A 13,820-nucleotide genomic window follows, 5' to 3' on the forward strand; every position below is an offset into this window, starting at 1 on the left:
TGCCATATAAAAAAGCGGGGAAAAAGACTAAAATCTGTAGGACTACAATACATATTGGACAAGTGAATAAAAAAGGATGAAGGATAAGGCCTCATCGGTTAAAGTTGGAGTTGCAGACAACAACTGAACGAGAGGGGGCCATATCCTTCATGAGCAAGAGTATAACACAGGACATGGCATACAGGCAATCCCTGATGAAGTACGCGGAGAAATATGGAGTAGCTAAAGCCAGCCGGAAGTACAACAAAAGCCGGTCGTACATCTACTTCTGGAAGAACCGCTGGGATGGTACACCGGGATCCCTGGCCTGCCAGTCCCGGCGGCCCCACCACCATCCCAACCAGCACACACAGGCGGAGCTGAAGCTGATCCGGGACCTGCGCCGCAGGAATCCCAACCTTGGCATGGTGGAGCTGTGGCACCGGTTGCGGCAGCGGGGCTATACCCGCCGCCCGGAGAGCCTGTTCCGTGTCATGCGCAAGCTGGGGTTGTTTCCTGCGGCCGAGAAGAAGAAAGCATACAAGCCAAAGCCCTACCAGCAGATGACCTATCCCGGCCAGCGTGTCCAGGTGGATGTGAAGGTGGTGCCCCGCCGCTGCGTCGCCGACCCGGAGCTGCGCCTGTTCCAGTACACCGCTATTGACGAGTTTACCCGTCTGCGCTTCCTGGCCGCCTATCCCGAGCAGTCCACCTTTTCCTCCGCTGATTTTCTAAGAAAGCTGGTCCGCTGGTATGCCCGCCGGGGCATCCGGGTGGAATGCGTCCAGACCGACAATGGCCCAGAGTTTACCAACCGCTTCCTCACAGGTAGACAAGACAGCCCTTCCCTATTTGAGAAAACTGCCGCCGAGCTTGGCATCCGCCACAAGCTCATCCGTCCCTATACCCCACGCCACAACGGCAAGGTGGAGCGCAGCCACCGTGAGGACCAGAAACGCTTCTATTCCTGCCACAGCTTTTATTCCCTGGATGACTTCGCAAAGCAGCTCGCCGTTCACAACCGCCGCTCCAACAACTTCCCCATGAGGCCCCTCAACTGGTGTTCCCCCTTAGAGTTCGCCGTCCAATATGTTTGACAAACCTACAAAAAAGCGGGGAAAAAGACTAAAATCTGTCTTGCGGCCCTGGGGGTTGCATAGTATAATATGTAATTCAGATGCGATGCGCTTCGTGCCCGCCGGGCCGGAAGGGCGGCGCAGACGGATAAGGAGTTTGAAACAGTTATGGATATGCGACCCATCGGCGTGTTCGATTCGGGCCTGGGCGGGCTGACGGCGGTCAGCTCCCTGTGGCGCATCCTGCCGGAGGAGGACCTCATCTACTTCGGCGACACGGCCCGGGTGCCCTACGGCGGCCGCTCCCCGGAGACGATTTTGAAATACGCCCGCCAGGACGTGCGGTTCCTGCGGTCCTTTGATCTCAAGGCCATTTTGATCGCCTGCGGTACGGTCACCACCACCTCCCTCACCACCTTGCAGGCGGAAAACGACCTGCCCATGGTGGGCGTGGTGGAGCCCACCTGTCAGCGGGCGGTGCTGGTGACGAAAAACAAGCGGGTGGGGATGATCGCCACGGCGGCCTCCGTCCGCTCCGGGGCCTACGAGGCGGCGCTGCGCCGTCTGGACCCGGAGATCCAGGTGTTCTGCCGGGCCTGCCCGCTGCTGGTGCCCCTGGTGGAAAACGGCCGCATCCGCCCCGGCGACGTGGTCATCGAGACGGTGGTGGCGGAGTATCTGGAGCCCCTGCGCCAAGCCGGAGTGGACACGGTGATTCTGGGCTGCACCCATTATCCGTTGCTGCTGGAGGTCATCGCCCAGATCATGGGCCCCGGGGTGGAGCTGGTTTCCGCCGGTGAGGAGTCCGCCTTCCAGCTCAAGCGGATGCTGAAAGAGCGGGGCCTCCGGGCACCGGAGGACCGCCAGGGCCAGACGGAGTTTTACGTCAGCGACCGGGTGGAGGACTTTGAACAGACGGCTACGCTGTTCCTGCGCCAGGACCTGCGCCACGCCGCACGGAGGATCGACATTGACCAGTACTGAGAACCGTTCGCTGCCTGTCCTGCTGTCCATCCGGGGCGAGCAGTATTTCGACGGCGTGGACCCCGACGCCACGGAGCTGATGACCGAGGGGACCATGGAGCTGTCGGAGGAGGGGCTGACCCTCCGCTATCAGGAGAGCGCCCTGACCGGCATGGAGGGCACCGTCACCACCTTTGAATTGCGTGGCCCCCGGGTGACGCTGACCCGCAGCGGGGCGGTGAACTCCCAGATGATCTTCGAGGAGGGGCGCCAGCACACGTCGCTGTACGAGACGCCCTTCGGAGAGCTGTCGGTGGACATCCAGACCAGCCGCCTGCGCCACAACCTGACGGAGCGGGGCGGCGTCATGGAGATCAAGTATTCCATCGCCGTGGAGCACACGGTCACAGGCCGGAACTGCTTCAAGATCCGGGTAAAGCGGAAGTGAGAGAGGGGCGCCGGCGGCTCGCGCGGCAGCGCGTCCAAGCATTTCGGCGCAGCCGGAATCTTGCCGGAAGGCGAATTTACTTCGCCTGAGGATTTTAATCAAAAGGGCTCCCGCGGGGCCTGCCCCGTGGGAAGCACACCGTCACAGGCCGGAACTGCTTCAAGATCCGGGTAAAGCGGAAGTGAGAAACAGCGGGCAGAATAGAGAATGCGCCGCGGAGGATCCCTTCGGGGCGATCAACGAAAGAATGACGGCGGCATGGCCGCCGCGTAAGGAGAGGAACAAACTCATGATCAACATGATCCAGAACGCAAAAGACCAGGCCGCGGCCCTGGCCATGGCCGCCTACCGCGCCGCCGCGGCCGACGGGACCCTGCCCCAGGCGGCGGTCCCCGCCGCCCCGGTGGAGATCCCCAAGGACACCGCCAACGGCGACTTCACCACCACCTTTGCCATGGCCGCCGCCCGGGCCCTGCGCCAGCCCCCCCGGGCCATCGCCCAGGCCCTGCTGGACCACATGGACCTCAGCGGCAGCTACTTCACCTCCGCCGAGATCGCCGGCCCCGGCTTTCTGAACTTCCGCCTGGGCAGCGACTGGTACGGCGGCGTCCTGTCCGCCGTGGAGGCCGAGGGTGACAGCTACGGCACCAACGACGGCCTCAAGGGGAAGAAGTATATGGTGGAGTTCGTCTCCGCCAACCCCACCGGCCCCATGCACATGGGCAACGCCCGGGGCGGCGTTCTGGGTGACACCCTGGCAAGCGTCCTCTCCGCCTGCGGCGCCGACGTGACGCGGGAGTTCTACGTCAACGACGCCGGCCACCAGATCGACAAGTTCGCCCACTCCATCGAGGCCCGCTACCTCCAGATCATCCAGGGTGAGGACGCGGTCCCCTTCCCGGAGGACGGCTACCAGGGCGTGGACATCCGGGAGCTGGCCCAGGCCTACTATGACCAGCACGGCGAGGAACTGCTGAACGTCCCGGCGGAAGAGCGCCAGGAAAAGCTGGCCCAGTTCGGCCTGAGCGTGAACCTGCCCCGGATGAAGACCGATCTGGAGCGCTACAAGATCCACTACGACAACTGGTTCTACGAGTCCACCCTCCATGAGAGCGGGTATGTTGCCGAGACTGTGGACCTGCTTACGGAAAAGGGCTGGACCTATGAAAAGGACGGGGCCCTCTGGCTCAAGACCGCCGACATCCTCCGGGACCACTACCGCAGGGCCGGGAAGAAGGAGGCGGACATCGAGAAGCTGGACCTGAAGGACGACGTGCTGCGCCGGGCCAATGGCTTCTACACCTACTTCGCCGCCGACATCGCCTACCACCGCAACAAGTTCGCCGTCCGGGGCTTCGACAAGGTCATCAACGTCTGGGGCGCCGACCACCACGGCCACGTGGCCCGGCTGAAGGGGGCGCTGGACGCCCTGGACCTGAACGGGTCCGAGCGGCTGGACATCGTCCTCATGCAGCTGGTCAAGCTCCTGCGGGACGGCGAGGTGGTCCGCATGTCCAAGCGGACCGGCAAGGCCATCTCCCTCCACGACCTGCTGGACGAGGTCAGCGTGGACGCCGCCCGGTGGTACTTCAACGCCAAGCCCGACACCCAGATGGAATTCGACCTGGGCCTTGCCGTCCGGGAGGACAGCGAGAACCCCATCTACTACGTGGAGTACGCCCACGCCCGGATCTGCTCGCTGCTGCGGACGCTGAAGGAGGAGGGGGCCTCCGTCCCCGCCCAGGCGGACGTGGACCTCTCCCTGCTCTCCGGCGAGACGGAGCAGGCCCTCATCAAGCAGATCGCCCAGTTCTGCGAGGAGGTGAAGCTGGCGGCCCGGGACTATGATCCCAGCCACATCAACCGCTACCTCCAGGAGCTGGCCGGCTGCTTCCACCGCTTCTACACCGCCTGCCGCATCAAGGGCGAGGCCCCGGCGGTCATGGCGGCCCGCCTGAAGCTGGCGGACGAGACCCGGATCGTGCTGAAAAACGGCCTGCGGCTCATCGGCGTGGACGCGCCGGAGAAGATGTGACGGCCTTTCGGACCTGACAGGAGGACGAGTCCATGGAGTTTCAAAGAGAGACCGGCCGCATCTACGCGGAACGGGACGGACAGCTGATCGCCGAGATCACCTTCCCGGAGGAGGACGGCGTGGCGGTCATCGACCACACCTTTGTAGACGGCTCCCTGCGGGGCCAGGGGGTGGCGGGCCAGCTGGTCCGCGCCGCCGCGGACCAGATCCGGGACCAGGGCAAAAAAGCCCGGGCGGTGTGCACCTATGCCCGGGCCTGGTTTGACCGCCACCCGGAGCAGGCGGACCTGCTGGAGGGCTGAGGCCCCAGGCGCGGAAAGACCGATCAAAACGGCGGAGACGTCCGATCTCCGCCGTTTTTCCTTAGAGAGACAGGAGGGAATCATATGGAACAGAGAGCTTCTGCCCGCCGGGCAGCGCTGCGGGCGGCCTTTCCAGCCACAGTGCCGGTGCTGACGGGGTTTTTGTGCCTGGGGATCGCCTACGGCGTGCTGATGGAGACCAAGGGGTACGGGCCCCCGTGGTCGGTGCTCATGAGCGCCATCGCCTTCGGCGGCAGCATGCAGTTCGTGGCCATCACGCTGCTGACTGCTGTTTTCGATCCCCTCCAGGCCTTTTTGCTCTCGGTCATGGTCAACGCCCGGCACATCTTCTACGGGCTGAGTTTGCTGGACAAGTACCGGGGTCTGGGGAAGGTGCGGCCCTTCCTCATCTATGTGCTCTGCGACGAGACCTTCTCCCTGGTGTCCACCCTGGAGCCGCCGGAGGGAGTGGAGCGGAAGGACTTCTACTTCTGGGTCTCCCTGCTGGACTATTCCTACTGGATCGCCGGCACCGCCCTGGGCGGCCTGGTGGGGAACCTCATCACCTTCGACACCACAGGCCTTGACTTTGCCCTGACGGCGCTGTTCGTGGTGCTGTTCCTGGAGCAGTGGAAAAAGCGGGCCAACCGCCCCGCCGGGCTGCTGGGCATGGCCTGCGCCGCGGCTGCGTTGGCGGTGTTCGGGGCGGACAACCTGGTGATCCCCGCCATGGCGCTGATCCTGGTGCTGCTGCTGGTATTGCGGTCCAGGCTGGACCGCGGAGAGGAGGCGGCGTCATGACGCTGACACCCATACAGACCCTTGGCATCATCCTGGCGGTGGCCGCCGGGACCCAGCTGACCCGGTGGCTGCCCTTCTGGCTGTTCCCGGAGAAGCGGGACCCGCCGCCGGTGGTGGCCTACCTGGGCCGGGTGCTGCCGCCGGCCATGATGGGACTGCTGGTGGTCTACTGCCTCAAGGGCGTCAGCTGGACCGCCGCGCCCCACGGCGCGCCGGAGCTGATCGCCGTGGCCGTCACCGCCGCCCTCCACTGGTGGCGGGGCAATGTGCTGGTGTCCATTGCCGGCGGTACGGCGGTGTACATGCTGCTGGTGCAGCTGGTATTTGCGTAGAGCGCACAGATGCATAAACCTTCCAGAGGTTGCATAAACTGGGACCGCGGCTTGTGCCGCGGTCCTTTTTTTTGGAATCGATAGGAGGGGCGCCATGCGCAGACAACTGGTTTGGTGGGAACTGGCGGGCTTTTTGTTTACCGCGGCGGCGGGATCGCTGCTGCATTTTGTCTACGACTGGAGCGGCGGCAGCGCTCTGGCGGCGGCCTTCTCCGCCGTCAACGAATCCACCTGGGAGCACATGAAGCTGCTGTTTTTCCCCATGTTCCTGTTCTCTGTGGTCCAGGTGATCGCCCTGGGGCGGCAGTATCCCAATTTCCTGGCGGTCCGGGCCGTCAGCACCGCGGTGGGCCTGGCGCTGATCCCGGTGCTGTTCTATACCTATACCGGCGTGCTGGGCCGGGATGTGGCGTGGGTGGACGTGACCATCTTTATCCTGTCGGCCCTGGCGGCCTTCGGGCTGGATTTCCGGCTGCTGCGGCGGGGACGGTGGAACAGCGGCTGGCAGCAGGTGGCGGGGCTGCTGGTGCTTTGGGGCCTGGCCTTTTTGTTCGTGTACTTCACCTTCCGCCCGCCGATGCTGGGCCTGTGGCAGGACCCGGTCACCGGCGGCTACGGCATCCCCTGACAATCAAACAGCGGCCAGAGGCGGGGACCGGTCCGGTCCCCGCCTCTGCCGTTCATAGGGATTTTACGTTGACCGTTTTCTGTTCAGGGGGTATAATAGCCTCATTCTTTATTCTTAACATTTGACAGGAGGAGGTCCTGCTATGGAGACCAGACGGAGGTCTGTGGCGCCCTTTTACGCCGTGGCGGCGCTGTGGCTGGCCTGGGGCGTGCTGGCGCCGCTGTACGAGCCACTGCACTATGTCCTGGCGGCAGCGGCGTCGGCGGCGGTATTCGTGATCGTCAGCGCCCTGTGCCGCGCCGGCGCCGTGGGACAGCAGGCGGAGCGGAAGGCGGAGCCGAAAAAAGAGGCAGAGCCCTCCACCGGCAACGCGGAGCTGGACAAGATGCTCAAAGACGGATCGCTGGCTATCGCGGAGATGAAGCGTCTGGACGACAACATCGCCGACCCCGGCATCTCCGCCGACATCGTCCGGCTGGAGCAGGTGTCCCAGAAGATCTTCGACGAGGTGAAGCGGGATCCGAAGAAGCTGCCCCAGATCCGTAAGTTCATGGACTACTACCTGCCCACCACCCTCAAGCTCCTCAACGCCTACGACCGCATGAGCGGCGCCGGCGTGTCAGGGGAGAACATCGACACCACGCTTTCAAAGGTGGAGGGCATGATGCGGACCATCGTGGCCGCCTTTGAAAAGCAGCTGGACAGCCTGTACGGCGCCGAGGCCCTGGACATCTCCACGGACATCACCGTCCTGGAGAACATGATGGCCCGGGAGGGCCTGACGGACCAGCCCCTCAAGGCCCAGAGCAGCCCCGGGGACGACCCGGACATCAAGCTGGAACTGTAAGCACGCAAGATTTGACCGCCAGAAGGAACGGAGGAAATGACCATGACGGAAGATAAGAACCTGATCCCGGAGCTGACCCTGGAGCCCACCCAGGCCGCCGCGGCGGAAGAGGTGCCCCAGCTGACATTGGACCCCAGCGCCCCCGCCGCGCCCCAGGCGCAGGCGGAACCCGAAAAGCCCGCCGCGGAGCCGGTGCAGCTGGACGACCGGCTGCTCAGCGACGCGGAAAAGCAGGCGGTGGAGGAGTTCGCCAAGAAGATCGACATCACCGACTCCAACATGATCCTGCAGTACGGTGCCGCCGCCCAGAAGAACGTGGCGGGCTTTTCCGAAAACGCCCTGAACTCCGTCCGTACCAAGGACCTGGGCGAGGTGGGAAAGTCCCTCAGCGAGCTGGTGGTGGAGCTGAAGGGCTTCGGCGAGGAAGAGGAGAAGAAGGGCCTCTTCGGCCTGTTCAAAAAGACCGGCAGCAAAATCGAGGCCATGAAGGCCCAGTACGCCAAGGTGGAGTCCAATGTGGACAAGATCGCCCGGGAGCTGGAGCAGCACCAGGTGACGCTTTTGAAGGACGTGGCCATGCTGGACCAGATGTACGAGCTGAACCTCAAGTACTACAAGGAGCTGACCATGTATATCCTGGCCGGCAAGAAGAAGCTGGAGCAGGTCCGTGCCCAGGAGCTGCCCGCCCTGAAGGCCAAGGCGGAGCAGACCGGCGCCCAGGAGGACGCCCAGGCCTACAATGACCTTGCCCAGATGTGCGAGCGGTTTGAAAAGAAGCTCCACGACCTGGAGCTGACGCGGATCATCTCCGTCCAGATGGGTCCCCAGACCAGGCTGATCCAGAACAACGACACGCTGATGGTGGAGAAGATCCAGTCCTCCCTGGTGAACACCATTCCCCTGTGGAAGAGCCAGATGGTGCTGGCCCTGGGTCTGGAGCACAGCCGCCAGGCCACGGCCGCCCAGAGCGCCGTGACGGAGATGACCAACGAACTGCTGAAAAAGAACGCCGACATGCTGAAGATGGGCACCGTGGCCACCGCCAAGGAGGCCGAGCGCAGCATCGTGGACATCGAGACCCTCCAGCACACAAATGCGCAGCTGATCTCCACCCTGGACGAGGTGCTGAACATCCAGAAGGAGGGCGCCGCCAAGCGCAAGGCCGCCGAGGCGGAGCTGGGCCGGATCGAGGGTGAGCTGAAGCAGAAGCTGATGGAACTGCGGGGGTAAGCATACCCGGAACACCCGGTCGGCCCGGCTTCGTGGGTCCCCGCCGGGGCCCGGCGGGTCCGGTGGAGAGAGGCGGATTTCGAGGGGGAGCGGGCTGACACCGTTGCGGCATTGCACTTCCCGGCCCTGATGGGGCCGCCAAGCGCGCCGCTGCCTCGAAAGCGGCTTGCTTCTTCCGCCGCAGGCGGCGCTTTGTCGCTTTCCCCCTCGACCTCCCCTACCACCGCGTCAGAACAAGCTGCGCTTTGTTCGGCCCCGCCTGTTCTTCCTCTCCCCGCCAAAGCCTCTTCGCGGTTTTGGCGTGGGTCCCGTTGCCGGTTACCGGTTTGCGCGTCCCCCGGATGCGCGGGCCGGGGGATGTTCGCCGGGTCGCAGCGTGAAGAAACTATGCCGGTGGCATAGTTTTAGCGGAGACCGCAGCGGCTGTGCCGCGAGGAGACGCAGTTCGCGCCCCTGCGGAAATGATTGGAAATGCTGCTTTCGCCGGAGGCGAAAGCACCGGGAAAAACCGCCTGTTTTTCCCCGGCCCCTTCTCCGAGAAGGTCCGCAGTTTTTTTCTCTGAATCCATAGAAGAGGATCATTGCCTATGAAATTTTTCCACAAACGAGGCGTGGCCGCCATCGTCATGGTGCTGGCCATCGTGACAGGCGCGGCGCTGGGACAGCTGCGCGAGCCCGACGGCTCCAGTGCCCCCTCCACCGCCATCGTGGGCACCTATACGTATACGTACGACCACGCCGGGGTGCTCACCGATAAGACCATGGAGCACATGGACGCCATGAACGCCTCTCTCTTTGCCCAGACCGGCGCCCAGATCCTGACCGTGACGGTGGACACCACCGACGGGCAGGACATTATGGACTACGCCCTGGACCTGGGCAACACCTACGGCGTGGGTTCCGCCGAGCGGAACAACGGCGTGGTGATGGTGCTGGCTCTGGAGAACATCTCCCAGAGCGGCCTGGTGGGCGATTACTGCGTGGTGGTGGGCGACGGCCTTGGCAGCCACGTGGACGATTTCACCGCCATGCAGTCCTACTATCTGGAGAGCGACTTCGCCGCCGGAGACTACGACGCCGGCGTCCTGGCCGCCTTCGACGCCTTCATCGCCTGGTTCGCCGACTTCTACGGCGTGGACATCCGGGAGGGCTACATCCCCGCCGTGCCGGAGACGTACTCCAGCGGCACCTACTACACCGAGAGCACCGGCTACTTCGCCCCCACCTTCGGGACCGTGCTGGGGAATCTGCTGGGCGTGATGCTGGTGCTGTTCGTGGTGTGGGTGATCCTGGACGGCGTCCGCTACAACCGCTACCGGCGGCGGTATCTGCTGCCGGGCATGGGGCGGCCCACGGTGCTGTACTATCCCATCTTCTGGGGACGGCCCCGGCGGCCCCGTCCTCCCAGACCGCCCAGATCCCCCCGGCCTCCCAGACCGCCCGGATCTCCGCCCCCCGGCGGCCCCGGCGGCTTTGGCGGCGGAGGCTTCTTCGGCGGGGGCTTCGGCTCCGGCGGACCCTTGGGCGGCAGCCGCGGGGGCAGTTCCTCCGGCAGCCGCAGAGGCGGATCCTTCGGCGGCAGCCGGGGTGGGTCCTTTGGCGGCGGCAGCTTCGGAGGCGGCTTCGGCGGGAGCCGGGGCGGCTTCGGAGGCGGATCCTTCCGGGGCGGTTTCGGCGGCAGCCGCGGAGGCGGCGGCTTCCGGGGCGGCGGCCGGAGATAAATACGCAGTGAGCGGCGCGGCCAAGTGGCCGCGCCGCTCAGAGCGTCGAAACGTTTCAACGCTCTGAGCAAGTTTTTTGACCCTTTCAAAAGGTTCAAAAAACTTAAGATGGAAAACGAGAGGAATCCTTCCTGGGTTCCTCTCGTAGCTCTCTTCCTTCCCGCCGCGCAGATTTTCCTTTTTTAGACGAGCTCACGGCTTCACGGCGCGGCCACTTGGCCGCGCCGCTCTTTCAATCTTCCTCCGCCAGGTCCAGCCCCAGATAGATGAGGTCCGGCATGGGCGCGCCGTTATAGGACTCGATCTCCCGGAAGCCCAGCTTCTTATAAAGGCAGATGGCCCCCGCCAGAAAGGGGAAGGTGTCCAGCACCATCCGCCGGCAGCCCATGGACCGGGCATCCGCGATCAGGCGGCGGACCGTCCGCTCTGCCAGTCCCTGCCCCCGGAAGGCAGGGCGGATGTAGAGCCGCTTGAGCTCCCACAGACCGCCCTCCAGAGGCCGGATGGCCCCGGTGCCCACGGCCTCTCCAGTCTCCGTCACCAGCAGGTACAGCCGCCCGTCCGGCGGGCCGTACTTGTCGGAGAGGTGGCTGAGCTCCTGGTCATAGTTCTGTAATTGCAGATACGCTTCAAAGGCGGGCTTCTCCGCCAGCAGCATGTCCGTGTACTCCTGAAACAGCGGGCCCACCGCCTCCGGGTGGGCGCAGCCGTCGAGAAATTGGATGTCCACGTCTCGCCGCCTCCTTTTTTCCAGCGCGCCCGGCGGACGCCGGGCGTTTTTCCCAGTATACCACGCCGCCGTGCCGCCGTCCACCGCCCGGGGCGGCGGAGAAAAAAGTTTTTGCCGGAGGGAACGATCCGCGCCCCTCCGGCGTGTTTACAGTGAAAGCGCTTTTCAAACCCCAGGAAAGGAGCGGACCCATGACGGAACAGGAGAGGTTCCTCCGGCGGGCCATGGAGGCCCACGGCGGCGCCGTGTACCGGCTGGCCCTGTGCCGGACCCAGTCGGTGCCGGACGCGGAGGACGTGTATCAGGACGTGTTTTTGCGCCTGCTGAACCAGCGGGACGGCCCGGCGTGGGAGCCGGAGCATCTGAAGGCCTGGCTGCTGCGGACGGCGCTGAACCGCTGCGCGGACCTGCACCGGCTGCGCCTGCGGCGGCCGGTGGTGCCGCTGGAGGAAGTGTCGGAGACCGCCGCCGCGGAGGACGGGGCGGCGGAGCTGTGGGAGGCGGTGGGGCGGCTGCCGGAGAAGCTGCGCACGCCGGTGCACCTCTATTACGCCGAGGGCTACACCGCCGGGGAGATCGCCGCCCTGCTGGGCGTCCCGGCGGCCACGGTCCGCACCCGGCTCCACCGGGCGCGGCAAAAATTGAAGGACATGCTGGGAGGTTGTGACGATGGAGAACCGATATCAGAAGATGACAGACCATATCCGTCCGCCGGAGGAACTTGACCGGCGGGTGCTGGCCGCGGCCCGGGACGCGGCCGCGCCACAGCGGACCCGGCGCCCAGCCCGCCGGTGGGTCCGGGCGGCCGTGTGCGCCGCCTGTGCCCTGGCGCTGGTGCTGGGCACCTGGCGTCTTTCCCCCGGAGCAGAGAGTGAAACGGATGGCGCGGCTCTGCCCGCCTTCTCCTTCGGCCTGACGGCCTATGCCGCCGACACCGGGGAGTATGCTCCCTCCAATGCCAACGGCGCCCTGGCCTTCCGCACCGGCGGTGAGGGCGGCTGGACCGAGAGCGGTGGCTATTACACCGGCTGTATGTTCCAGGTGACGGGAGAGGACATCGCCTCCGTCTCCCTTTCCATCGACCGGGGCGGGCTGTACCGTTGCCGGCTGCGCACGGACCTGACGGAGGCGGAGATCGCCCAGGCGCGCCGGGCCATGGAGGAGGGCACCCTGGCCGCCGCTGCCATCACCCAGGAGGCGGACGGCAGCTGGTCCATGCCGGAGATCACCAGCCCGGAGACCTCCGTCACGGAGGACTACGACCCGGAGACCAGCTACGGCTTCTGGGTCCCGGGAGTGGACGCGGAGCGCTGGCAGGAGGACATGAGAGAGGCGTCCCACGAGAGCATCGACTGCCTGGACGGCGCCCGGCTGACGGTCTGCGTCACCTTCTCCGACGGCAGCACCCAGAGCAAGACGTACACCCTCTCCACCGGCAGGCTCCGGTACGCGCCGGACAGGGATGGCCCCGGCGGGACCCTGCTGCCCCAGCTGGCCGGGGACGACGAGTCCTACGTCTACGGCGTCTACGCCGAGTCTGAGAGCGAGGGGCGCTATTTCCTCTGGCCGGTCCCGGGGGCCAGCACCATCAGCCTCTCCAACCCCTACGGGGCAGGGGAGAACGGCACCTTCCACGCCGGCATCGACATTCCCGCCCCGGCGGGCACGGCCGTCCTGGCGGCGGCGGACGGCACCGTGGCGGAGATCGGCTTTGACAGCGAGCGGGGCAACTACATCGTCCTGGACCACGACGGCGGGCTGACCACCCTCTACGGCCAGTGCCGGGAGATCGCGGAGGGCCTGACAGAGGGCGATGCCGTCTCCGCCGGGGAGACTGTCGCCGTTCTGGGCGCCACCGGGATGGCCACCGGCGCCCACCTCCACTTTGAGGCCCGCCTGGACGGGGAGCCCCAGGACCCGGTGGCCTACTTCGACAGCGCCGTCCGGGATACCCTGCGCATGGGCTGACCGGCCGCAAACAGAAAAGACCGCCCCTGGGGCGGTCTTTTTTGCGGTTCAATAAATTTTGTGAAAATGAAAATTTAATCTTGACTTTAATAAAATTAAAGTTTATATTAACTTTATGAAAGGGGCGTGAGCAGATGGCAACTATGCCGGTGTGGATGGCGGAGCTGGAGGACGAGGATGTGACCTTCATCAAGAAGTTTCTCCTCTCCTCCGGATCGCTGAAGGAGGTGGCGGCGCTGTACGGCGTCAGCTACCCCACGGTACGGCTGCGGCTGGACCGGCTGATCCAGAAGATCCAGCTGACGGAGAGCGCTGAGGCGGATCCCTATGTGTCGCTGGTGAAGCGGCTGGCGGTGGACGACAAGCTGGATTTCGACACCGCCAAGCTCCTGATCACCGAATACCGCAGGACAAAGGAGGAACATTGACATGGCGATTGCATCGAGGTTTCTGGCCGTGGCGCTGATCGTATTTCTGGTGCTGATCGTGGGTGGTGTGGCGCTGCAGATCTTTCTGTCCCGGAGAAAGAGCAAATGGCTGGGATTGATCCTGCCGCTGCTGACGTTTTTGTACGCCCTGGCGCTGACGCTGAACGTCACATCCATCGACGGCGCCTTCCCCTGGGGGGCGCTCCTGGCTGCCTTCCTGCTGGGGAACATCCCCACGCTGGTGCTGCTGGCCATCTACTGGGCGGTCCGGGAGAAGTTCCGGGTGCGGGACCAGATCGACAAAATGAACATCGACGACCTGTAAGAGACAA

Annotated in this window: 16 protein-coding genes; 15 read left to right on the forward strand and 1 reads right to left on the reverse strand. The window is 64.8% G+C overall.

Annotated elements, in window-relative coordinates; translation table 11 throughout:
• The first annotated feature begins 149 nt into the window (after positions 1-149).
• The 11 genes from ACVDHE_RS09085 (at position 150) to ACVDHE_RS09135 (ending at position 10,362) form a co-directional block, all read left to right on the forward strand.
• Positions 150-1,076 carry a DDE-type integrase/transposase/recombinase gene (locus ACVDHE_RS09085; RefSeq protein ID WP_418724639.1) on the forward strand — a complete coding sequence of 309 codons (927 nt, stop codon included), beginning with the start codon at positions 150-152 and terminating at the stop codon, positions 1,074-1,076.
• Positions 1,077-1,223: 147 nt separating this feature from the next.
• Positions 1,224-2,039 carry a glutamate racemase gene (gene murI, locus ACVDHE_RS09090; protein WP_458884380.1) on the forward strand — a complete coding sequence of 272 codons (816 nt, stop codon included), beginning with the start codon at positions 1,224-1,226 and terminating at the stop codon, positions 2,037-2,039.
• Complete coding sequence (locus ACVDHE_RS09095) at positions 2,026-2,466, forward strand: YwiB family protein (protein WP_458884381.1); 441 nt, start codon at positions 2,026-2,028, stop codon at positions 2,464-2,466. The genes murI and ACVDHE_RS09095 overlap by 14 nt, the downstream gene beginning before the upstream one ends.
• Positions 2,467-2,755: 289 nt before the next feature.
• Positions 2,756-4,501, forward strand: coding sequence for an arginine--tRNA ligase (argS, locus tag ACVDHE_RS09100; protein WP_458884382.1), 1,746 nt, complete (start codon positions 2,756-2,758; stop codon positions 4,499-4,501).
• Positions 4,502-4,533: 32 nt separating this feature from the next.
• Positions 4,534-4,803: a GNAT family N-acetyltransferase gene (locus ACVDHE_RS09105; protein WP_458884383.1), complete on the forward strand. Its 270-nt coding sequence runs from the start codon at positions 4,534-4,536 to the stop codon at positions 4,801-4,803.
• Positions 4,804-4,887: 84 nt separating this feature from the next.
• Positions 4,888-5,604, forward strand: coding sequence for an AzlC family ABC transporter permease (locus ACVDHE_RS09110; protein WP_458884384.1), 717 nt, complete (start codon positions 4,888-4,890; stop codon positions 5,602-5,604).
• Positions 5,601-5,936, forward strand: coding sequence for a branched-chain amino acid transporter permease (locus ACVDHE_RS09115; RefSeq protein ID WP_213037780.1), 336 nt, complete (start codon positions 5,601-5,603; stop codon positions 5,934-5,936). The genes ACVDHE_RS09110 and ACVDHE_RS09115 overlap by 4 nt, the downstream gene beginning before the upstream one ends.
• A gap of 94 nt (positions 5,937-6,030) precedes the next feature.
• Complete coding sequence (locus tag ACVDHE_RS09120; RefSeq protein WP_213037781.1) at positions 6,031-6,564, forward strand: DUF6512 family protein; 534 nt, start codon at positions 6,031-6,033, stop codon at positions 6,562-6,564.
• A gap of 142 nt (positions 6,565-6,706) precedes the next feature.
• Entirely contained in the window at positions 6,707-7,411 is a 705-nt protein-coding gene (locus ACVDHE_RS09125) for a 5-bromo-4-chloroindolyl phosphate hydrolysis family protein (protein WP_213037782.1), read from the forward strand.
• A gap of 42 nt (positions 7,412-7,453) precedes the next feature.
• Entirely contained in the window at positions 7,454-8,641 is a 1,188-nt protein-coding gene (locus ACVDHE_RS09130; RefSeq protein ID WP_458884385.1) for a toxic anion resistance protein, read from the forward strand.
• A gap of 587 nt (positions 8,642-9,228) precedes the next feature.
• Positions 9,229-10,362, forward strand: a complete 1,134-nt coding sequence (locus tag ACVDHE_RS09135) for a TPM domain-containing protein (protein ID WP_458884386.1) — start codon at positions 9,229-9,231, stop codon at positions 10,360-10,362.
• Positions 10,363-10,594: 232 nt separating this feature from the next.
• Here the strand turns inward: ACVDHE_RS09135 and ACVDHE_RS09140 are convergent, their stop codons facing one another.
• Complete coding sequence (locus ACVDHE_RS09140) at positions 10,595-11,092, reverse strand: GNAT family N-acetyltransferase (RefSeq protein WP_458884387.1); 498 nt, start codon at positions 11,090-11,092, stop codon at positions 10,595-10,597.
• A 191-nt stretch (positions 11,093-11,283) separates the two neighbouring features.
• Between ACVDHE_RS09140 and ACVDHE_RS09145 the strand changes: the two genes are divergently transcribed.
• The 4 genes from ACVDHE_RS09145 (at position 11,284) to ACVDHE_RS09160 (ending at position 13,813) form a co-directional block, all read left to right on the forward strand.
• Positions 11,284-11,817, forward strand: coding sequence for an RNA polymerase sigma factor (locus ACVDHE_RS09145; RefSeq protein WP_213037785.1), 534 nt, complete (start codon positions 11,284-11,286; stop codon positions 11,815-11,817).
• Entirely contained in the window at positions 11,762-13,060 is a 1,299-nt protein-coding gene (locus ACVDHE_RS09150; RefSeq protein ID WP_458884388.1) for a M23 family metallopeptidase, read from the forward strand. Before ACVDHE_RS09145 ends, ACVDHE_RS09150 begins: the two co-directional genes overlap by 56 nt.
• 134 nt (positions 13,061-13,194) lie before the next feature.
• Positions 13,195-13,488, forward strand: a complete 294-nt coding sequence (locus ACVDHE_RS09155) for a DUF2089 family protein (protein ID WP_213037787.1) — start codon at positions 13,195-13,197, stop codon at positions 13,486-13,488.
• A gap of 1 nt (position 13,489) precedes the next feature.
• Entirely contained in the window at positions 13,490-13,813 is a 324-nt protein-coding gene (locus ACVDHE_RS09160; protein ID WP_213037788.1) for a hypothetical protein, read from the forward strand.
• Positions 13,814-13,820: the final 7 nt, after the last annotated feature.

This window comes from Dysosmobacter sp. Phy, from assembly GCF_054476235.1.

Coding starts and splice junctions, on each gene's coding strand:
- ACVDHE_RS09135 (WP_458884386.1), top strand. CDS start 9,229: ATGAAATTTTTCCACAAACGAGGCGTGGCCGCCATCGTCATGGTGCTG.
- ACVDHE_RS09085 (WP_418724639.1), top strand. CDS start 150: ATGAGCAAGAGTATAACACAGGACATGGCATACAGGCAATCCCTGATG.
- ACVDHE_RS09120 (WP_213037781.1), top strand. CDS start 6,031: ATGCGCAGACAACTGGTTTGGTGGGAACTGGCGGGCTTTTTGTTTACC.
- ACVDHE_RS09130 (WP_458884385.1), top strand. CDS start 7,454: ATGACGGAAGATAAGAACCTGATCCCGGAGCTGACCCTGGAGCCCACC.
- murI (WP_458884380.1), top strand. CDS start 1,224: ATGGATATGCGACCCATCGGCGTGTTCGATTCGGGCCTGGGCGGGCTG.
- ACVDHE_RS09125 (WP_213037782.1), top strand. CDS start 6,707: ATGGAGACCAGACGGAGGTCTGTGGCGCCCTTTTACGCCGTGGCGGCG.
- ACVDHE_RS09115 (WP_213037780.1), top strand. CDS start 5,601: ATGACGCTGACACCCATACAGACCCTTGGCATCATCCTGGCGGTGGCC.
- ACVDHE_RS09155 (WP_213037787.1), top strand. CDS start 13,195: ATGGCAACTATGCCGGTGTGGATGGCGGAGCTGGAGGACGAGGATGTG.
- ACVDHE_RS09105 (WP_458884383.1), top strand. CDS start 4,534: ATGGAGTTTCAAAGAGAGACCGGCCGCATCTACGCGGAACGGGACGGA.
- ACVDHE_RS09160 (WP_213037788.1), top strand. CDS start 13,490: ATGGCGATTGCATCGAGGTTTCTGGCCGTGGCGCTGATCGTATTTCTG.
- ACVDHE_RS09110 (WP_458884384.1), top strand. CDS start 4,888: ATGGAACAGAGAGCTTCTGCCCGCCGGGCAGCGCTGCGGGCGGCCTTT.
- argS (WP_458884382.1), top strand. CDS start 2,756: ATGATCAACATGATCCAGAACGCAAAAGACCAGGCCGCGGCCCTGGCC.
- ACVDHE_RS09150 (WP_458884388.1), top strand. CDS start 11,762: ATGGAGAACCGATATCAGAAGATGACAGACCATATCCGTCCGCCGGAG.
- ACVDHE_RS09145 (WP_213037785.1), top strand. CDS start 11,284: ATGACGGAACAGGAGAGGTTCCTCCGGCGGGCCATGGAGGCCCACGGC.